Source organism: Yersinia vastinensis (assembly GCF_044905075.1).
In the GTDB taxonomy this organism is placed as follows: domain Bacteria; phylum Pseudomonadota; class Gammaproteobacteria; order Enterobacterales; family Enterobacteriaceae; genus Yersinia; species Yersinia vastinensis.
In genome coordinates this window covers 1416893-1430215 of sequence record NZ_CP173260.1, presented here as the reverse complement: position 1 = coordinate 1430215, position 13323 = coordinate 1416893, and the positions used below count along the sequence as shown (strand labels likewise).

Genomic DNA, 13323 nt, shown 5'->3' with positions numbered 1-13323 from the left:
CTGTGTATTGATCCAGTTAAAAATGCATAGTTATTTGCTGCTCTGAAGCCTCTGTTGCCGCAGGGGCTTTTTGCTTTTGAGGATTAAGCAGCAATCGCATCAATCGAAGTGTCGTTGCTATCTCCCTTGCTTCACTTCCCGCTATAGACAGAATGTTTCCCGACCGGTCTATCTCCGAAAACTCCAGTAACCGGCAGAACTTGCTTAACATGCTGTCTTTGCCTGATATCCAGCGGCTTATCTGGCAGCGGTCTACACCTACATGCTTCGCTGCCTCCAGTTGGCCTCTGTGGTTTATTCCATTCATGATTTGAACCTCCAGTTCTTCCGCTTTAGTGCGTGTCCGTGCGCTATCCATTTCGTATGATTTCCATGTTGTTTGATGTAGTGATGCCTCCCCGGTAGATTGGGGATTTAGTTTTGATGGGCGCTTTTCAGCGCAGAGGAGTTAATGAGCGGTGGTTATTAAGCTGCTTGACGATAGGTTGTTACTTCAAACTTAAGAGCACCGTTTGTTACTTCAGCTAAACGGTATGCGTCTTTTTCAGGTATTACAGGCTTCCACTGGGATACGGCAGCGTCACTAATTCCTAACGCTCGAGCTACTGCTCTTTGGCTCCCGAAGTGGGCAATGACTTCTTTCTTCAGCATGTCCACGTCCTTTATTGATTGCACCTATTAAGAATTCTTAAATTATTCACCGAAAGGATTCTTAAGTCAATTGAATTTAAGATTGCTTAATCATGAAAAACGAAACTGTTGGTCAGCGCATTCGCAAGCGCAGAAAAGAATTGCGGATCACTCAGGAAACTCTCGGAGTTCGCATTGGTGTGAAAGGCGCAGCTGTGTCGCAATGGGAAGACGACAAGACGGCCCCCAATGGAGATAACCTGTTAAGCCTCTCTCGTGAGCTTCAATGTGCTCCTGAGTTCATTTTGTATGGTGAAAATTCTGCATCCAATGTGGAACCAGCAAAATTAGATTCACGTATGGTTCCTGTCCTCAGTTATGTGCAAGCCGGTGCTTGGACTGCTGAGTGCACAATCCGATCTTTAGATGGGGATTTAGAATTTTTGCAAACAAATCTTGACCTGTCTTCCTCTGCCTTTGCTTTAATTATTAAAGGCCGGTCAATGGAACCTGACTTTTCAGAGGGAGATTCGGTAATAATTGATCCAGAGGTTAATCCACTTCCTGGGGATTTTGTGGCTGCTGAGAACGGCGACCATGAAGCACTATTTAAAAAATACAGACCGCGTGGGATTATAAATGGAAAGGATGTCTTTGAATTAGTTCCATTAAATGATGACTACCCCACACTGAGATCGGATACATCGCAAATTAGGATTATCGGTACAATGATGGAACACAGAAAGTATAGAAAACGCCGATAAACTTAAGTCCATCAACCCAACCCGCCTAGTTGCGGGTTTTTTATTGCCTAAAATTCAATACTTCTTAATAACTTAGAAAATAACTTAAGTTTTCTTCAAAATAACTATTGCACATAAACTTAAGAAGTCTTAAATTAAGTCCATCGAAACGGCAGGAAGCCAAAAGTACGACAGGAAGTGTTCTTTAAGATAACTGCACTGAAAAGTGCGAAGTACCAAAGCTAATGAGTTTTGGGATGTGGTGTAGCTCAACCCGGTAGAGCGCCCTCAGCAGAGGGAGGTGAGCACTAATCAAGGTTCATAACCCAGATTATCTCATGCGGTCCGGCCTGACGTTATATGGGTTCGAATCCCTTCACCACATCACCAAAGCTTATTAACCGGAGGTAACACCATGGCTCATCAAGGTTATGACAACGCCAGACAGCGCCGCAACGATAAGCGCAAAGCTCTGACAGCAGCATACAACGCTCAGCACGGCATCGTAGAACCAGAGGCACACGAAGTTAATTGCCCTACTCTTCGACTGAACCGCAAGGCTAACAGCCGCATAGAAAGCGCCATAAAGCCAATCAGCTTTGAATACAGAGCGCAAATCGAAAAAGCAGCAGAATTTCATTGTGCGATGGCTGAGAAATTAGCCGAGAAACGCCAGCGGGATAACCTGAAAGTGCGCGGTAACTTTGACCAACAGATTAACGCTCGGCAGAAAGTACGCGGTCACAGCATTCCATTGATTTAGCGCTGGGTACCGCACCAACCGTAAAGAAGCTGTTCACATTGTTAAGGGGTGAGAAATGACTGACTTGGATTATTGGGAGGAGTGTATTTCACAAGCCACTGACGGCTGTGATTTAACACTGACATCAGAGCAACTCACTTGCCTTGCTGAGGCCGTCAGCGGTGGTCATGAATGTTACGGAATGGCTTTCTACTCCCATCCAGATTCAGATCGATATGATGATATTGATCGCGAATGGAAGCAAAAGTTTAAAGCACTTCAGGCTGAATTTGACGCTTATCGTTGTAACGCTGAAACAGCGGTAAAGCAGGCGTTACGCCAGCACAGGGAAACCAACGTAAGTATTGGCGAATATGGGGAAGTGTTACGCCACGGTGGGCGTACGGAACGAATTCAATAGCTCGCATAAGCGGCCTTTTTTATTCCCTAAATTCACTGATAGAGGGTAAGACGATGGCAGATAAAGAAACTGGCGGCCTAGCATTTCCGTTTAATGATATTGGCGGGGATTGCTATCCCGGCATGACATTGCGTGATTACTTCGCGGCTAAAGCAATGGCAGCTTTAATTTCACGCTATGACAGTGTCAATATTGATAAGGAGGGTGTCGCGGAAGAAATAGCAAATAGCGCAAATAAGTTAGCAGACGCCATGCTAGCAGCTCGCAGTAAATAACCCCTCCAACTAAATAGGTGAGATATGAAGCACTACTACATGGTTTTGGATTCTAGAGCGCAATTTGATAGTAATAGCGCCGTGGTTCTGGAGTGCTTAGGCAATAATCGACCATCAATGAAAAAATTAAGTAAGGAATGGGGTCAACAAGGCGCTGTACTCGTCAGATATAATCAATCAGGAAATGAGTTAACGAACGAAGAAATAGTTGCAATCATACCTTAACCTCCCCCACTAACTCTCCACTCCCAACACTGAATAACTGACAACTGTCGGTGTTTTGCTGTGGGCCAAACACAAGGAAATGAGCATGAGTGATGAAAAAAAGGAACTGGCGCTCGTCACTTTGCCAGCCGAAAAAGTAGATTTAGAAGTTGCATTACTGAATGACAAGTTCATTGATGAGCTGATTGATAACGTTCGCAAGACAGCCGGTTCGGTAGTTGGCGACCTGAAGACGACAAAAGGCCGCGGCGTTTACATCACGATGGCTGACCAAGTGCGCAAATCAAAAGCAGCATTTGAGGTTCGCGCCAAAGAGTTGGTTGCTGAACTAAAAGCGCGCCCCGCCCTGATAGATGCCAACCGCAAAAAGTTTCGTGATGAGATGGACAAAATTGCAGTTGATATCAGAAAACCAGTCACTGAATACGAGGCTGAACAGGAACGATTAAAGCAGGAAGCTGAAGCCAAGAAGAAAGCTGAAGAGTTAGCGGCAGAAATTGAAGTGTCTCACGAAATGGCATTGCTGATGAATGACGCTTTCGACCGTGACGCTAAAGAGAAAACTGAAGAAGTTGAACGTCTGCGCAAGGCCCATGAAGAATTCATTGCTAAGGAAGCAGCGGAAAAGGCAACTCGTGATGCAGAAGAAAAAGCCCGACAGGAAGTTGCGGCAGCAGAACAGCGTGAGCGTGATGCAAGACTAGCTCAGGAACGAGCCGAACAGGCAGCCAAGGATGCCGCCTCTAAAGCTGAGCGTGATGCTAAAGAATTGGCTGAACGTGTCGAACGCGAGAAGCAGGAAGCTATCGCAGCCGAGCAACGGAAAGCTCAGGAAGCAGCTGACCGCATCCAACGCGAAGCCAAGCAGAAAGAAGATGCCCGACTAGCAGAAGAGAAACGTGTTGCTGATGAAGCTGACAAACGTGCGAAAGACGTTGAGCATCGTCGCACCATAAACCGCCAAGCCGTAGCAGACTTAATTGCAAACGGATTGCCAGAAGATTGCGCACAGAAATGTGTAGCCGCTATCGCTAAGAACCTCATTTCCTCAGTTCGTATCACCTACTAATTAAACCGGAGTAACCCATGCAACAGCTAATTTGTGCAGGGTGGCCTTGCGTGGGCTGCTCTACTAACTATTTGACCAAAATTCAGCACTCACCGACCTACCGCCTTACCTCAGCCAGCTTCACTCCTCCGCCACGCAAGAGCCTGCTGGACAAGATAGTCGAGTTTCTACGCAGTAAGGGTAATCCTCTATGACATACACCGAAATGAATGAAGCACGGAAGCTTTACAGCTCATTGAGCGAGCAAGAATTGGAACAAGCGGGACAGGTAGCCACTCGGCAAGAGAAAGAACTCAAGGTTAGCAATCTGATTAAAGTCTTTGAGCAACTGCCTGACTTTGACCGTGAGGCTTTCGGTATTTTAGTTGATGAGTACGACTTCGAAGGACTAGATACCGCGCTCTACAACGTTCTGCTTGATAACGCAAAGTGGCAGCGTGTAATGGAAATACAGCGCCACTTAGCTGAACACGACGAGGCAGCATGATGGAGCCTGGCCACTATCAAGATATTTCAAACGAGGATTATCACTCGGGGCCGGGAGTCAGTAAGTCGCAACTGGATGATGTGGCTATTAACCCCGCAATACTCACATGGAAGAAAACAGCGCCAGTAGATACGGAGAAGCTCAAGGCACTGGATATGGGCACCGCCCTGCACTGCCTACTGTTAGAGCCAGATGAGTTTGATAACCGCTTTACCAAAGCACCAGAGTTTAATCGCCGAACCACTGACGGCAAGGCAGCAGAAAAGGATTTTCTGAAAGAGTGCGAAGAGTCAGGGAAGACTGTCATGGATTTTGAACAGCACAGGAAGCTGGGATTAATGCGAGGAAGCGCCTTAGCTCACCCGGCGGCGCGATACTTTTTAGAAGCAGAAGGATACTGCGAATCGTCTATTTACTGGCGAGATGAGGAAACGGAAGAGCTGTGCCGAATACGCCCAGATAAGTTTCTTCGAAGTCAGCCAATTATCGTCGATGTGAAAAAAGTCGCTGACATGGATCGCTTCTCTCGCCACATCGAAGAATTCCGGTATCACGTGCAGGATGCCATGTACCGGGATGGTTATCTTAATCACTTCAACGAATACCCCACTTTTATCTTTCTTGCCGTTAGCGAAACAATCGACTGTGGCAGATATCCGACTCGGGTATTCCAGCTTGATGCCGACGATGTTGCAGCCGGGCACGAACTTTATCGCAAAAATTTACAGACCTATCACGAATGCCGACTCAGCAACGAATGGGGCGGTGTAGAAACCATTTACCGCCCGGCATGGGCAAGGAAAAAGAACAATGACTGACATCGCCAATATCGAACTAAGTAATGAGCCGTCCATCACTAATGCGAACGTGGCTATTTTCAGCCCGCAAAACTTAATGGCTATCCAAAACTTTGCAACTCTAATGGCAAGCGGTCGCTCAACAATCCCAGCGCATCTTGCCGGTAATAAAGCTGACTGCATGGCAGTTGCGATGCAGGCCGTTCAATGGGGAATGAACCCGTTTGTAGTTGCTCAGAAAACTCACGTAGTCAGTGGAACACTTGGATATGAAGCACAGCTAGTTAACGCGGTGATTTACGCAATGGCTCCCACCAAAGACCGGATCCATTATGACTGGTTCGGGCAGTGGGAGAACGTGATCGGCAAGTTCGCAGAGAAAACATCCCCAAAAGGCAACAAATACATTGCACCAGACTGGACGCTGGCTGATGAGAAAGGCTTGGGCATTAGAGTTTGGGCCACGATGAAAGGCGAGGATGAACCACGCGTTCTTGAGTTGCTACTGTCTCAGGCGCAAGTAAGAAATTCCACTTTATGGGCCAGCGACCCCAAGCAACAGTTGGCCTATCTCGCAGTTAAGCGCTGGTCTCGCCTGTACTGCCCAGAGGTTATTCTCGGCGTCTATTCCACTGACGAGTTGGACGGTAAGCCGAAACCTGAGCGTGACGTAACGCCTCGCACTAATGCTGACCTGAACAAGATGATTAATACGAAAAAACAGGAACCTATCGAAGGAGAATTGGAGTCTACGAAGGTCGAGGAGCGCTCTCCTGACACACTGCTTTCTGATTTTACTGCCGCCGCCAGCAATGCAAAATCAGTTGCTGAGTTGGATAAATTCTTCAAGTACAGTCAGCGCGTTCTTGCAGATCACCATGAGCAACTCGAAAAAGCCACCGACATTTACGGTATCCGCAAGGCTGAAATGGAAGAAGTTCCAATGTGAGACTGTTATGACAAAACCCTATGAACCATGGGAAGGATATGAAGAGCAGTTTATGAGGGAGGTTGCTGGATATATGCCCGGCAGCCTGATAGCTGAAAAACTTGAACGCTCTATTCAGTCTGTTTACTCAAAAGCTTCTGACATGGATGTCACCCTAATTTCAAATCGACCGGCTCGGCGATGGACAGAAACGGAATTGCAGTTACTTGGCAAGGATGCCGACGAGAAAGTAGCTAACTTAACTGGCAGGACGCTGAAATCAGTTATGTGCAAACGCACCTCATTATCCATTCCAAAAGCAGCCTAATCCCCTCCCCAATTTAACCGGCAGTCAATCTGCTGAGGACTTTCTATGTCTGCAAAAGTATACGGACTCGATAGCAGTCTTATTCATGACGCCAGTCCGAAAGACGGCTTTGTCGTTGATGTTGTGAGATTCAGTGATTACGCGGTTCTAGAGAAAAAGTGTCAATCGCTGGTTGCTGAGAATGCTGTGATGAAGGAAATCATAAACTCAGTAACCGACCTTGATAACGAACCTCAATATCACAGCGAGGGAATGGGTTGTGGTCTTGAAGATAAAGGCATCACCGACCGCTACGACGCTATGCAATATGGCTGGGATTGCGCGATGAGCCGGATATACGGTGAGGTTATTCCTTGCGCAGAAGAGTTAAGTTTTCCAGCCACGGACGCAGCGATTAACGAGATAAAGGCGTGGGGTGTTGATTCGTTTTCTGACGAACTCGGCCTATTGGCTAGTCACTACAGGACAACAACTCCGCATTACAGAATAATAAAATCAATTTTATTCCGAGCAGTTAATCTCGCCGCCAGCCTGAGGGGTGACAACTGATGAGTAACATAAAAGATAAAGTAATACTGATGGATTCGGCGGAAGCGGCAAGCATTAAAACCGTTACTGGCTGGACTTCCTCTGACGGTAGATTTTTCGGCAATAACGAAGATTTGGCTCGGTACGCCGGATCAACTCACCGAAAGTGCCATAACAACCCCGAGCACCCAATTTATCCGGTAAATAGCTATTGTGATATTTGCCACGCAGAAAAGCGGAAGGCAAAGTTCCAAGCAATGCCACGCAAACCGTGGCAAGGCGAGCCATTAACTATCGATTGTGACGATCGGTTCTTCTTCGATGCTGATGACCTTAGAGATTACTGTACGGAACACCTTGTTCTTCCTCATGAACTAGAGCTTGTTATCTGCGAACCAAACTACCCAAGTGAAATTGATGGCAGCGATTTCTTCTGCGACAGCCTGCCAGACGATGGAGAATTACCTTCAGAGCTTCAGGAGGCATTCGACGCTCTCAATGCCGCCATTCGCAAGAGTGGGCCTCTTTCGTGGTCGGCGGGCAAGTATGCAGTAATCATTCCAGACGATTTTCTTGATGCTGAAATTATTGCAGAAATTAAATCCGAGAGGGAGGCATGATGGATAAGCATATTGAAGACTTGAAGCAGTACGACACTGAAAATCGACTTGAAGAGATTATGAGTACCAATCATTACGGCGTGCATGTTCATGCTATGACCAAAGAAGCGCTACATAGCAAATCAGCAATCGCAGTAGAGTTGGCTTGGCGTGACCTTCAAATATCTAACTTGCTAGCCAAGCTGGAAGCGGCACAGAAGCTAGCACAGTATTACCTTGAGCAGCGTGATGCAGCCGAACAAGTTTCAGCGGCAGCGCTTCGTGACTGGTCGAAAGAAGGTCAACGCGCAGAGGCAGCAGAGGCGCGGCTACTTGTGCCTGTTAAGTTGTCCCTGTCTACGGTCCTATCTCGCGCCCATGCTGTTGAGCGGATTATTGCCGCTGGCTATCCGGTTGAAGGGGATGAGTGATGACTATCTTCATGGAATTACGTTGTGAGTTGCGCGGTGACGGTCGCAATGAGGATAACAATCGCTGCTGGTCAGATGACAATGACGGCCCTCAGTCACATGGCTGGGATTCTAAAAAAGGGGCTGATAAAAACGGCATTGCTTATTATAGCGAATGTTGCATCGGCGACAAGGGAGTCATGGAGGATGAGGCTAATAATTATAATGATTATGCAGATTCAGAAGATGATTGTATTCACGTAATTCCATTGTTCACAGCAGCTAAACCTGTGGAGGGCTAATGTTAATTGGTTTCGTTCTACTCGTCACCTCATGCCTTACCTGCACCGCCCAACCAGTAACAGAAGACATCTACCCTACTCAATCTGAATGCCAACAAATATCAACGCTGATACATGAGCGGCGGCCTGATGCTGTGCTTATGTGTAGCGAAGTCTATCGCTAACGCGCTTTAACCAAACCACGGACTCACAGAAACGGATTTCACTATCTGGAGATTCCCTATGCCTATTTAAATGCTCCCAGTCGAGCGTAAATTCCCGCTGCCTGCTGAATTAACAGGCCGTATTAATGACCTTATTCACAAGTATGACGGTGAAATAGGTTTCAGTGAAATCCTTGGCGTGCTGGAAATCGTCAAGTTTGGGCTGCTTAACCAACAAGCGAATGAGGTGGCTTGATGGACGATATCAGCGAACTCATTCTAACCGTGTCCCGCGCGCCTGATGACGGACGTGACCATAAAGAAGCCTACTTGTGGGACATGAAAATAAAGCAGCGGCTACGAACCGGCGATAAATCAAAGAGACCGGTACCGCGGCAAGTTGTCCCGCCCACTCCGGTAAAAACGGTGAAGTCAGTGAAAGCGAAAGTGAGAAAGATAATGGAGGCGGCATGAAACTACCAAAGATATCAAGCGGCACCCTGTTCTGGATTTGTATAATTGGGTACGCAATAGCAGCAACGATTTATACGTTTAGCGGTGCGGGGTGAATTGTGACTCCCGAAGAGAAACAGAACGCCCTCCAGTCAGCAGCAAAGAACTGCAACAACGAAATTAAAACCGCCATTGCCGCCCTGCCGGCTAACACCAATAAAGACTCCATCACCCGCCCTATCATCCTGCGCCACTACGAGAAGATAAAGCCACTTGGCTACAAGCTGGCTTGGCTTCTTTTCGCCATCGGAGTACTGAATGGTCAGTTTAAGTGGAACCGGTGATGAGATTGATAAAGAGATAAGAGGCCAGCTATGACAATCAATAAAGAGTCACTTGGACCTGACTCGCTAGTAGACATGAAATTTATTACTGCGGACACCGGCATGACATCCAAATGGTTTTATGATCTGATTAAGCGAGGGGCATTCCCAAAGCAAATTAAGCTTGGACGGATGTCACGTTGGAAGTATTCTGATTATCTTGCGTGGAAATCGAACCTAGAAATCGAACCACGGAAAGCGGCATGAAAAACGAATTGGGGGTGTTATTGGGGGTATCCATATAACACCACAATCAAAAACCCTTTAATTTAGCGACCCTCAGACAATTTAATGAAGTCAGTCGGGGACACCATTAGCACTTCTCCTACCCACGCAATCAGGTTAAGCAGTTCCTCATCCATATGATGAGAATATTGCGGATAGCATACTGAATTCTATTCATCACTATATAGCCAATGCTTGCTTCAGCTCGGGCAAAGTGTAGCGAACACAATATGGCACGGTACCACGTTCGAATAATCGGCCTTGGGCCAGTGGACCGGCATCTAAAGTATCAAAACCGAACTCGTCCAGTAATTTTGTAACCCGTTGTTTCGCCTCAGTATCATCTCCGGCGATAGGCAGAGCACGCCGATGCGGTGTTCCCGCTAACTGACCATCAACCTCGAGTTCTTTTACCCGAATGGAATTGAATGTTTTAACAATTTTTGACTCCGGCAGATGGCGCGCCAATAGCTCACTGGTTGTGGTCTGGTGCGTATCCAATTCAACCATCTGTCCATCCCGCTCAGGGTAGTAATTATTAGCATCAAGCACAATTTTGCCCGCTAACGCCGCGACAGGCACTGCACGATAATTTTTTAGTGGAACAGCAATTAAAACCACCTCGCCAAAAGCTGCCGAATCTTCAGCCGTGCCAATCTCACATCCTATTGCTGCGGCAAGACTAAGTAAGGTATCTGGCCCTCGGGAGTTACTGATCATGACTTGATGACCATGACGAACAGCCAACTCGGCAACAGCACGTCCAATAAACCCAGCCCCAATAATTCCGATTTTCATAGCAACACTCGCTTGTTGTCCGTATCAAATTGTACCTGACCACTATAATTATCAATCAAACAGTGATAAATACTCATTCAGTTGCGATTTTAGAAACCATAGGTTGTGAATCATGGATAGGCTACAAAGCATGGCGGTGTTTATCAAAGTTGTAGACTGTGGATCGTTTGCCAGAGCAAGTGAACATCTTGATATATCTTCGCAAATGGTAGGAAAGCATGTCGCCTTTTTGGAAGATCGCTTAGGCACACAACTCCTCAACCGCACGACGCGCAAACAGAGCCTGACAGAAATAGGCGCACTATTTTATGAGCGCTGTAAAGTGGTATTGGCTGAAGCTGAAGCTGCAGAATCGATTGCACACGAGCTTAATGCCACGCCTCGGGGTCGCCTTCGCATCAATGCCCCCGTGACTTTCGGAGCCTATAGTCTGGCACCGATGATGACCCGCTATCTGCACGAGTATCCAGAAGTCCACGTTGATTTGACACTCAATGACCGCTTTGTTGACCTCATTGATGAAGGCTATGAGGCGGTGATACGTCTTGGTGCCCTCAAAGACTCATCACTCATTGCTCGTTCATTAGCCCCCTACCGGCTGATTGCCTGCGCCTCGCCAGACTATTTGTTGGAGCACGGCATCCCCAAAGTCCCCGCAGATCTGACTACACATGAATGCCTCGGTTATACCTACTGGACTCATCCGCCCGAACGCGGCTGGCACTTTACCAAGGATGGCGAGGTTCATGTCATTCAAGTTAATGGGCGCTTGCAGGTGAATGATGCCACCGCATTACTCTGCGCAGCTTTACATAACGGTGGCATTATTCTTGGCGCAGAAGTCGTACTGAAAAACTACCTTAACTCTGGGCAATTGGTGCAAGTGCTGGCTGACTATCAAGCCCCCTCGCGCCAAATGCATATCTTGTTTGCAGCTAACCGGCGACCCACCCCTAAATTACGCAGCTTTATTGATTTTGTTGTGGCCGAATTTGGTCAGCCGGATTGAGTTTTATTCAACAAAGTGACCATCATCAGAGAAGCATTGAGTTAGAATTTTTCTGGTTTGTAATAACAAAATAGAAGTAAGAAGCCATATCGTTTATACGCCTAATCCGCCATCTGACTATCATTTAATGTGATAAAAAGTGTAAAATATGCACTTATTAGTACAGTAGTCTTTTATTTGTCATTTTTTTGAATTTATTTAGCTTATTTTCAAGAGGTTAACATAATGAATTTACCAAACTGTCCAAAGTGCAGTTCTGAATATACATGGCAAGAAGGGGAAAAACTCAATTGTCCAGAATGTGGTCATGAGTGGTCGCAAAACAGTGATTCAGCAGCGGCTGAAGAAGGGTTAGTTGTACGTGATGCCAATGGCAACCTGCTTGCCGATGGCGATGCCGTCACCGTGGTTAAAGATCTGAAAGTCAAAGGCAGCTCCTCAACGCTGAAAATTGGCACCAAAGTGAAAAGCATTCGTCTGGTTGAAGGCGATCACAATATCGATTGTAAAATCGATGGATTTGGCCCAATGAAGCTGAAATCTGAGTTTGTTAAGAAAAGCTGATAATTTAATCGGTCACTTCCCCTCCCGACAAAGACGCTGGCACTCAGTTATTTAAGATAAGCCATTGTTTTAATACTGGGAGGGAATTTCTCACTCCCCACTTTCCTTCCGCGTATTTCTCTCTCTCAACCTCTTTCTTGGCAACAGTCCCTAGCGCTGCATTCATTTAGATATATCTTTTTTCACCTCCCCCTCTTGCTAATTTAGATATATCGATCTAGATTAGACATATCGAAATCGTTTCGATATATCTAAAGGAGATTAACTATGTTTGGTTCAATGAAACGAAGCCGCCATTGCAGTAATGAACATCATGAAGGGCAAGGTTGCTGTGGTAAAAGAATGCATCGTGGGGGTCGTCATCACATGGCGGCACAAGGGGCAGAAGCAGTCAGAGGTGGTCGACGTGGGCGCGGTGATAAAATGCAGCGTCTGTTTGAACATGGTGATTTGCGGGTTGTTCTCTTGGCACTGCTGGATAAAAAACCTAGTCATGGCTATGAGCTGATTAAAGCAATTGAAGAAGCATCATCAGGTCTATATGTACCAAGCCCCGGGGTTATCTACCCAACACTGACGCTGCTGGAAGAGCAAGATTTTATTACCCCCGTGGCAACCGGTAATGGTCGTAAAAGCTATCAGGTCACTGAAGCGGGTAAAGTTGAATTGCAGCAAAATCAAGAGATGGTCAACACCATTTTCTCTCGATTAGCACAAGCAGAACGCCGCCCTGAAGGGAATTTGGCTGAAGGTATTTCTGATGCGATGCACCGTTTACGTCACATTTTACGCAGCAATATGGTGCGTTCAGATGTTACCCCTGAACAGGTCGTGCGCATTAATACCGCCTTGTTGACCGCGGTAGAGATTATTGAGAAAGAGTTAGCACCGCAATCAGCAGCCACCGACGAGAGTGAGCAGGAGAAAAAATAATGCCCGGTTACCGTTATCGCATCACCATTGAGCCGCTGACCGACAACAAAGGTCATCCCATTGATAAAGCCCCGGTAACGTTTGAAGCCGAGAATCATGATGATATTCTCGGCATCATCGAACGGTTACAAGCTCGGGAAGATATTGATTTTGGCAAAGAAAAAACAGCGGCATTTGCATTGGGTTTGAAACTGTTTTCAGAAACTATGATGGAGAATCGCAAGCACCCACTGTTTGCACCGCTGCGTACCGCATTTATGGATTTTATGACCAACTTGAAGAAAGGGTCGCCACGCGATCGTAACGGCAGTACCGAATAATCGTCAGTATA

The 13323-nt window shown here is 46.6% G+C and carries 25 protein-coding genes and 1 tRNA gene; 23 read left to right on the top strand and 3 right to left on the bottom strand.

Translation table 11 applies throughout. The annotated features are described in order from the left end of the window. Positions 1-16: 16 nt before the first annotated feature. Entirely contained in the window at positions 17-358 is a 342-nt protein-coding gene (locus tag ACIOG0_RS06595; RefSeq protein WP_404704952.1) for a CII family transcriptional regulator, read from the bottom strand. A 107-nt stretch (positions 359-465) separates the two neighbouring features. Continuing rightward, positions 466-651 (bottom strand): Cro/CI family transcriptional regulator, encoded by a 186-nt coding sequence (locus tag ACIOG0_RS06590; protein WP_145534901.1) that lies wholly within the window; start codon positions 649-651, stop codon positions 466-468. A 92-nt stretch (positions 652-743) separates the two neighbouring features. On the opposite strand from ACIOG0_RS06590, the gene ACIOG0_RS06585 reads away from it, so the two are divergent. The 19 genes from ACIOG0_RS06585 (at position 744) to ACIOG0_RS06495 (ending at position 9670) form a co-directional block, all read left to right on the top strand. Next, entirely contained in the window at positions 744-1394 is a 651-nt protein-coding gene (locus ACIOG0_RS06585) for a LexA family protein (protein ID WP_404704951.1), read from the top strand. Positions 1395-1631: 237 nt separating this feature from the next. Then, positions 1632-1758 (top strand) — tRNA-OTHER (locus ACIOG0_RS06580). Positions 1759-1788: 30 nt separating this feature from the next. Then, positions 1789-2136 (top strand): hypothetical protein, encoded by a 348-nt coding sequence (locus ACIOG0_RS06575; RefSeq protein ID WP_404704950.1) that lies wholly within the window; start codon positions 1789-1791, stop codon positions 2134-2136. A 55-nt stretch (positions 2137-2191) separates the two neighbouring features. Then, complete coding sequence (locus tag ACIOG0_RS06570) at positions 2192-2536, top strand: hypothetical protein (RefSeq protein WP_404704949.1); 345 nt, start codon at positions 2192-2194, stop codon at positions 2534-2536. A 53-nt stretch (positions 2537-2589) separates the two neighbouring features. Further along, a complete protein-coding gene (locus ACIOG0_RS06565; protein ID WP_404704948.1) occupies positions 2590-2811 on the top strand; it encodes a hypothetical protein in 222 nt (73 codons plus the stop codon). 310 nt (positions 2812-3121) lie between these two features. Continuing rightward, entirely contained in the window at positions 3122-4105 is a 984-nt protein-coding gene (locus ACIOG0_RS06560) for a cell envelope biogenesis protein TolA (RefSeq protein WP_404704947.1), read from the top strand. Positions 4106-4122: 17 nt separating this feature from the next. Continuing rightward, entirely contained in the window at positions 4123-4299 is a 177-nt protein-coding gene (locus ACIOG0_RS06555) for a hypothetical protein (protein WP_176393735.1), read from the top strand. Then, entirely contained in the window at positions 4296-4592 is a 297-nt protein-coding gene (locus ACIOG0_RS06550; RefSeq protein WP_404704946.1) for a hypothetical protein, read from the top strand. Before ACIOG0_RS06555 ends, ACIOG0_RS06550 begins: the two co-directional genes overlap by 4 nt. Further along, complete coding sequence (locus tag ACIOG0_RS06545) at positions 4592-5410, top strand: PD-(D/E)XK nuclease-like domain-containing protein (RefSeq protein WP_050101187.1); 819 nt, start codon at positions 4592-4594, stop codon at positions 5408-5410. The genes ACIOG0_RS06550 and ACIOG0_RS06545 overlap by 1 nt, the downstream gene beginning before the upstream one ends. Then, positions 5403-6338 (top strand): RecT family recombinase, encoded by a 936-nt coding sequence (locus ACIOG0_RS06540; RefSeq protein ID WP_050101186.1) that lies wholly within the window; start codon positions 5403-5405, stop codon positions 6336-6338. Before ACIOG0_RS06545 ends, ACIOG0_RS06540 begins: the two co-directional genes overlap by 8 nt. Positions 6339-6345: 7 nt before the next feature. Beyond that, positions 6346-6645, top strand: a complete 300-nt coding sequence (locus tag ACIOG0_RS06535) for a hypothetical protein (RefSeq protein WP_050101185.1) — start codon at positions 6346-6348, stop codon at positions 6643-6645. A 45-nt stretch (positions 6646-6690) separates the two neighbouring features. Beyond that, positions 6691-7194: a hypothetical protein gene (locus tag ACIOG0_RS06530; protein ID WP_050101184.1), complete on the top strand. Its 504-nt coding sequence runs from the start codon at positions 6691-6693 to the stop codon at positions 7192-7194. Beyond that, positions 7194-7793, top strand: coding sequence for a hypothetical protein (locus ACIOG0_RS06525; protein WP_050101183.1), 600 nt, complete (start codon positions 7194-7196; stop codon positions 7791-7793). Before ACIOG0_RS06530 ends, ACIOG0_RS06525 begins: the two co-directional genes overlap by 1 nt. Next, positions 7793-8203 (top strand): hypothetical protein, encoded by a 411-nt coding sequence (locus ACIOG0_RS06520; RefSeq protein WP_050101182.1) that lies wholly within the window; start codon positions 7793-7795, stop codon positions 8201-8203. The genes ACIOG0_RS06525 and ACIOG0_RS06520 overlap by 1 nt, the downstream gene beginning before the upstream one ends. Then, complete coding sequence (locus ACIOG0_RS06515; RefSeq protein ID WP_404704945.1) at positions 8203-8484, top strand: hypothetical protein; 282 nt, start codon at positions 8203-8205, stop codon at positions 8482-8484. The genes ACIOG0_RS06520 and ACIOG0_RS06515 overlap by 1 nt, the downstream gene beginning before the upstream one ends. Positions 8485-8718: 234 nt before the next feature. Beyond that, complete coding sequence (locus tag ACIOG0_RS06510; RefSeq protein WP_404704944.1) at positions 8719-8883, top strand: hypothetical protein; 165 nt, start codon at positions 8719-8721, stop codon at positions 8881-8883. Continuing rightward, entirely contained in the window at positions 8883-9101 is a 219-nt protein-coding gene (locus ACIOG0_RS06505; RefSeq protein WP_404704943.1) for a hypothetical protein, read from the top strand. The genes ACIOG0_RS06510 and ACIOG0_RS06505 overlap by 1 nt, the downstream gene beginning before the upstream one ends. Before the next feature lie 98 nt (positions 9102-9199). After that, positions 9200-9424 (top strand): hypothetical protein, encoded by a 225-nt coding sequence (locus ACIOG0_RS06500; protein ID WP_404704942.1) that lies wholly within the window; start codon positions 9200-9202, stop codon positions 9422-9424. Positions 9425-9454: 30 nt separating this feature from the next. After that, a complete protein-coding gene (locus ACIOG0_RS06495; protein ID WP_128451881.1) occupies positions 9455-9670 on the top strand; it encodes an AlpA family transcriptional regulator in 216 nt (71 codons plus the stop codon). A 198-nt stretch (positions 9671-9868) separates the two neighbouring features. Here the strand turns inward: ACIOG0_RS06495 and ACIOG0_RS06490 are convergent, their stop codons facing one another. Continuing rightward, on the bottom strand, positions 9869-10486 hold the full coding sequence (locus ACIOG0_RS06490; protein ID WP_050101522.1) for an NADPH-dependent F420 reductase: 618 nt from the start codon (positions 10484-10486) through the stop codon (positions 9869-9871). Between the two features lie 112 nt (positions 10487-10598). Here ACIOG0_RS06490 and ACIOG0_RS06485 point away from each other — a divergent pair, with 112 nt between their 5' ends. The 4 genes from ACIOG0_RS06485 to ACIOG0_RS06470 all read left to right on the top strand — a co-directional run bounded on the left by ACIOG0_RS06485 (position 10599) and on the right by ACIOG0_RS06470 (position 13312). After that, entirely contained in the window at positions 10599-11495 is an 897-nt protein-coding gene (locus ACIOG0_RS06485; RefSeq protein ID WP_050101520.1) for a LysR family transcriptional regulator, read from the top strand. A gap of 222 nt (positions 11496-11717) precedes the next feature. Next, positions 11718-12059, top strand: coding sequence for a zinc ribbon domain-containing protein YjdM (locus ACIOG0_RS06480; protein ID WP_164908411.1), 342 nt, complete (start codon positions 11718-11720; stop codon positions 12057-12059). A 267-nt stretch (positions 12060-12326) separates the two neighbouring features. Further along, positions 12327-12992 (top strand): PadR family transcriptional regulator, encoded by a 666-nt coding sequence (locus ACIOG0_RS06475; protein WP_072086768.1) that lies wholly within the window; start codon positions 12327-12329, stop codon positions 12990-12992. Then, the gene (locus tag ACIOG0_RS06470) at positions 12992-13312 is read left to right on the top strand and encodes a DUF3861 domain-containing protein (protein ID WP_050101516.1); all 321 of its coding nucleotides are present in this window, start codon (positions 12992-12994) and stop codon (positions 13310-13312) included. The genes ACIOG0_RS06475 and ACIOG0_RS06470 overlap by 1 nt, the downstream gene beginning before the upstream one ends. Positions 13313-13323 lie beyond the last annotated feature (11 nt).

Excerpts from the sequence above, each read along its gene's own strand:
- ACIOG0_RS06540 (WP_050101186.1), top strand. The coding sequence starts at position 5,403 with ATGACTGACATCGCCAATATCGAACTAAGTAATGAGCCGTCCATCACT.
- ACIOG0_RS06560 (WP_404704947.1), top strand. The coding sequence starts at position 3,122 with ATGAGTGATGAAAAAAAGGAACTGGCGCTCGTCACTTTGCCAGCCGAA.
- ACIOG0_RS06510 (WP_404704944.1), top strand. The coding sequence starts at position 8,719 with ATGCTCCCAGTCGAGCGTAAATTCCCGCTGCCTGCTGAATTAACAGGC.
- ACIOG0_RS06505 (WP_404704943.1), top strand. The coding sequence starts at position 8,883 with ATGGACGATATCAGCGAACTCATTCTAACCGTGTCCCGCGCGCCTGAT.
- ACIOG0_RS06545 (WP_050101187.1), top strand. The coding sequence starts at position 4,592 with ATGGAGCCTGGCCACTATCAAGATATTTCAAACGAGGATTATCACTCG.
- ACIOG0_RS06535 (WP_050101185.1), top strand. The coding sequence starts at position 6,346 with ATGACAAAACCCTATGAACCATGGGAAGGATATGAAGAGCAGTTTATG.
- ACIOG0_RS06530 (WP_050101184.1), top strand. The coding sequence starts at position 6,691 with ATGTCTGCAAAAGTATACGGACTCGATAGCAGTCTTATTCATGACGCC.
- ACIOG0_RS06520 (WP_050101182.1), top strand. The coding sequence starts at position 7,793 with ATGGATAAGCATATTGAAGACTTGAAGCAGTACGACACTGAAAATCGA.
- ACIOG0_RS06570 (WP_404704949.1), top strand. The coding sequence starts at position 2,192 with ATGACTGACTTGGATTATTGGGAGGAGTGTATTTCACAAGCCACTGAC.
- ACIOG0_RS06490 (WP_050101522.1), bottom strand. The coding sequence starts at position 10,486 with ATGAAAATCGGAATTATTGGGGCTGGGTTTATTGGACGTGCTGTTGCC.
- ACIOG0_RS06555 (WP_176393735.1), top strand. The coding sequence starts at position 4,123 with ATGCAACAGCTAATTTGTGCAGGGTGGCCTTGCGTGGGCTGCTCTACT.
- ACIOG0_RS06595 (WP_404704952.1), bottom strand. The coding sequence starts at position 358 with ATGGATAGCGCACGGACACGCACTAAAGCGGAAGAACTGGAGGTTCAA.
- ACIOG0_RS06565 (WP_404704948.1), top strand. The coding sequence starts at position 2,590 with ATGGCAGATAAAGAAACTGGCGGCCTAGCATTTCCGTTTAATGATATT.
- ACIOG0_RS06550 (WP_404704946.1), top strand. The coding sequence starts at position 4,296 with ATGACATACACCGAAATGAATGAAGCACGGAAGCTTTACAGCTCATTG.
- ACIOG0_RS06485 (WP_050101520.1), top strand. The coding sequence starts at position 10,599 with ATGGATAGGCTACAAAGCATGGCGGTGTTTATCAAAGTTGTAGACTGT.
- ACIOG0_RS06475 (WP_072086768.1), top strand. The coding sequence starts at position 12,327 with ATGTTTGGTTCAATGAAACGAAGCCGCCATTGCAGTAATGAACATCAT.
- ACIOG0_RS06585 (WP_404704951.1), top strand. The coding sequence starts at position 744 with ATGAAAAACGAAACTGTTGGTCAGCGCATTCGCAAGCGCAGAAAAGAA.
- ACIOG0_RS06515 (WP_404704945.1), top strand. The coding sequence starts at position 8,203 with ATGACTATCTTCATGGAATTACGTTGTGAGTTGCGCGGTGACGGTCGC.
- ACIOG0_RS06590 (WP_145534901.1), bottom strand. The coding sequence starts at position 651 with ATGCTGAAGAAAGAAGTCATTGCCCACTTCGGGAGCCAAAGAGCAGTA.
- ACIOG0_RS06470 (WP_050101516.1), top strand. The coding sequence starts at position 12,992 with ATGCCCGGTTACCGTTATCGCATCACCATTGAGCCGCTGACCGACAAC.
- ACIOG0_RS06575 (WP_404704950.1), top strand. The coding sequence starts at position 1,789 with ATGGCTCATCAAGGTTATGACAACGCCAGACAGCGCCGCAACGATAAG.
- ACIOG0_RS06495 (WP_128451881.1), top strand. The coding sequence starts at position 9,455 with ATGACAATCAATAAAGAGTCACTTGGACCTGACTCGCTAGTAGACATG.
- ACIOG0_RS06525 (WP_050101183.1), top strand. The coding sequence starts at position 7,194 with ATGAGTAACATAAAAGATAAAGTAATACTGATGGATTCGGCGGAAGCG.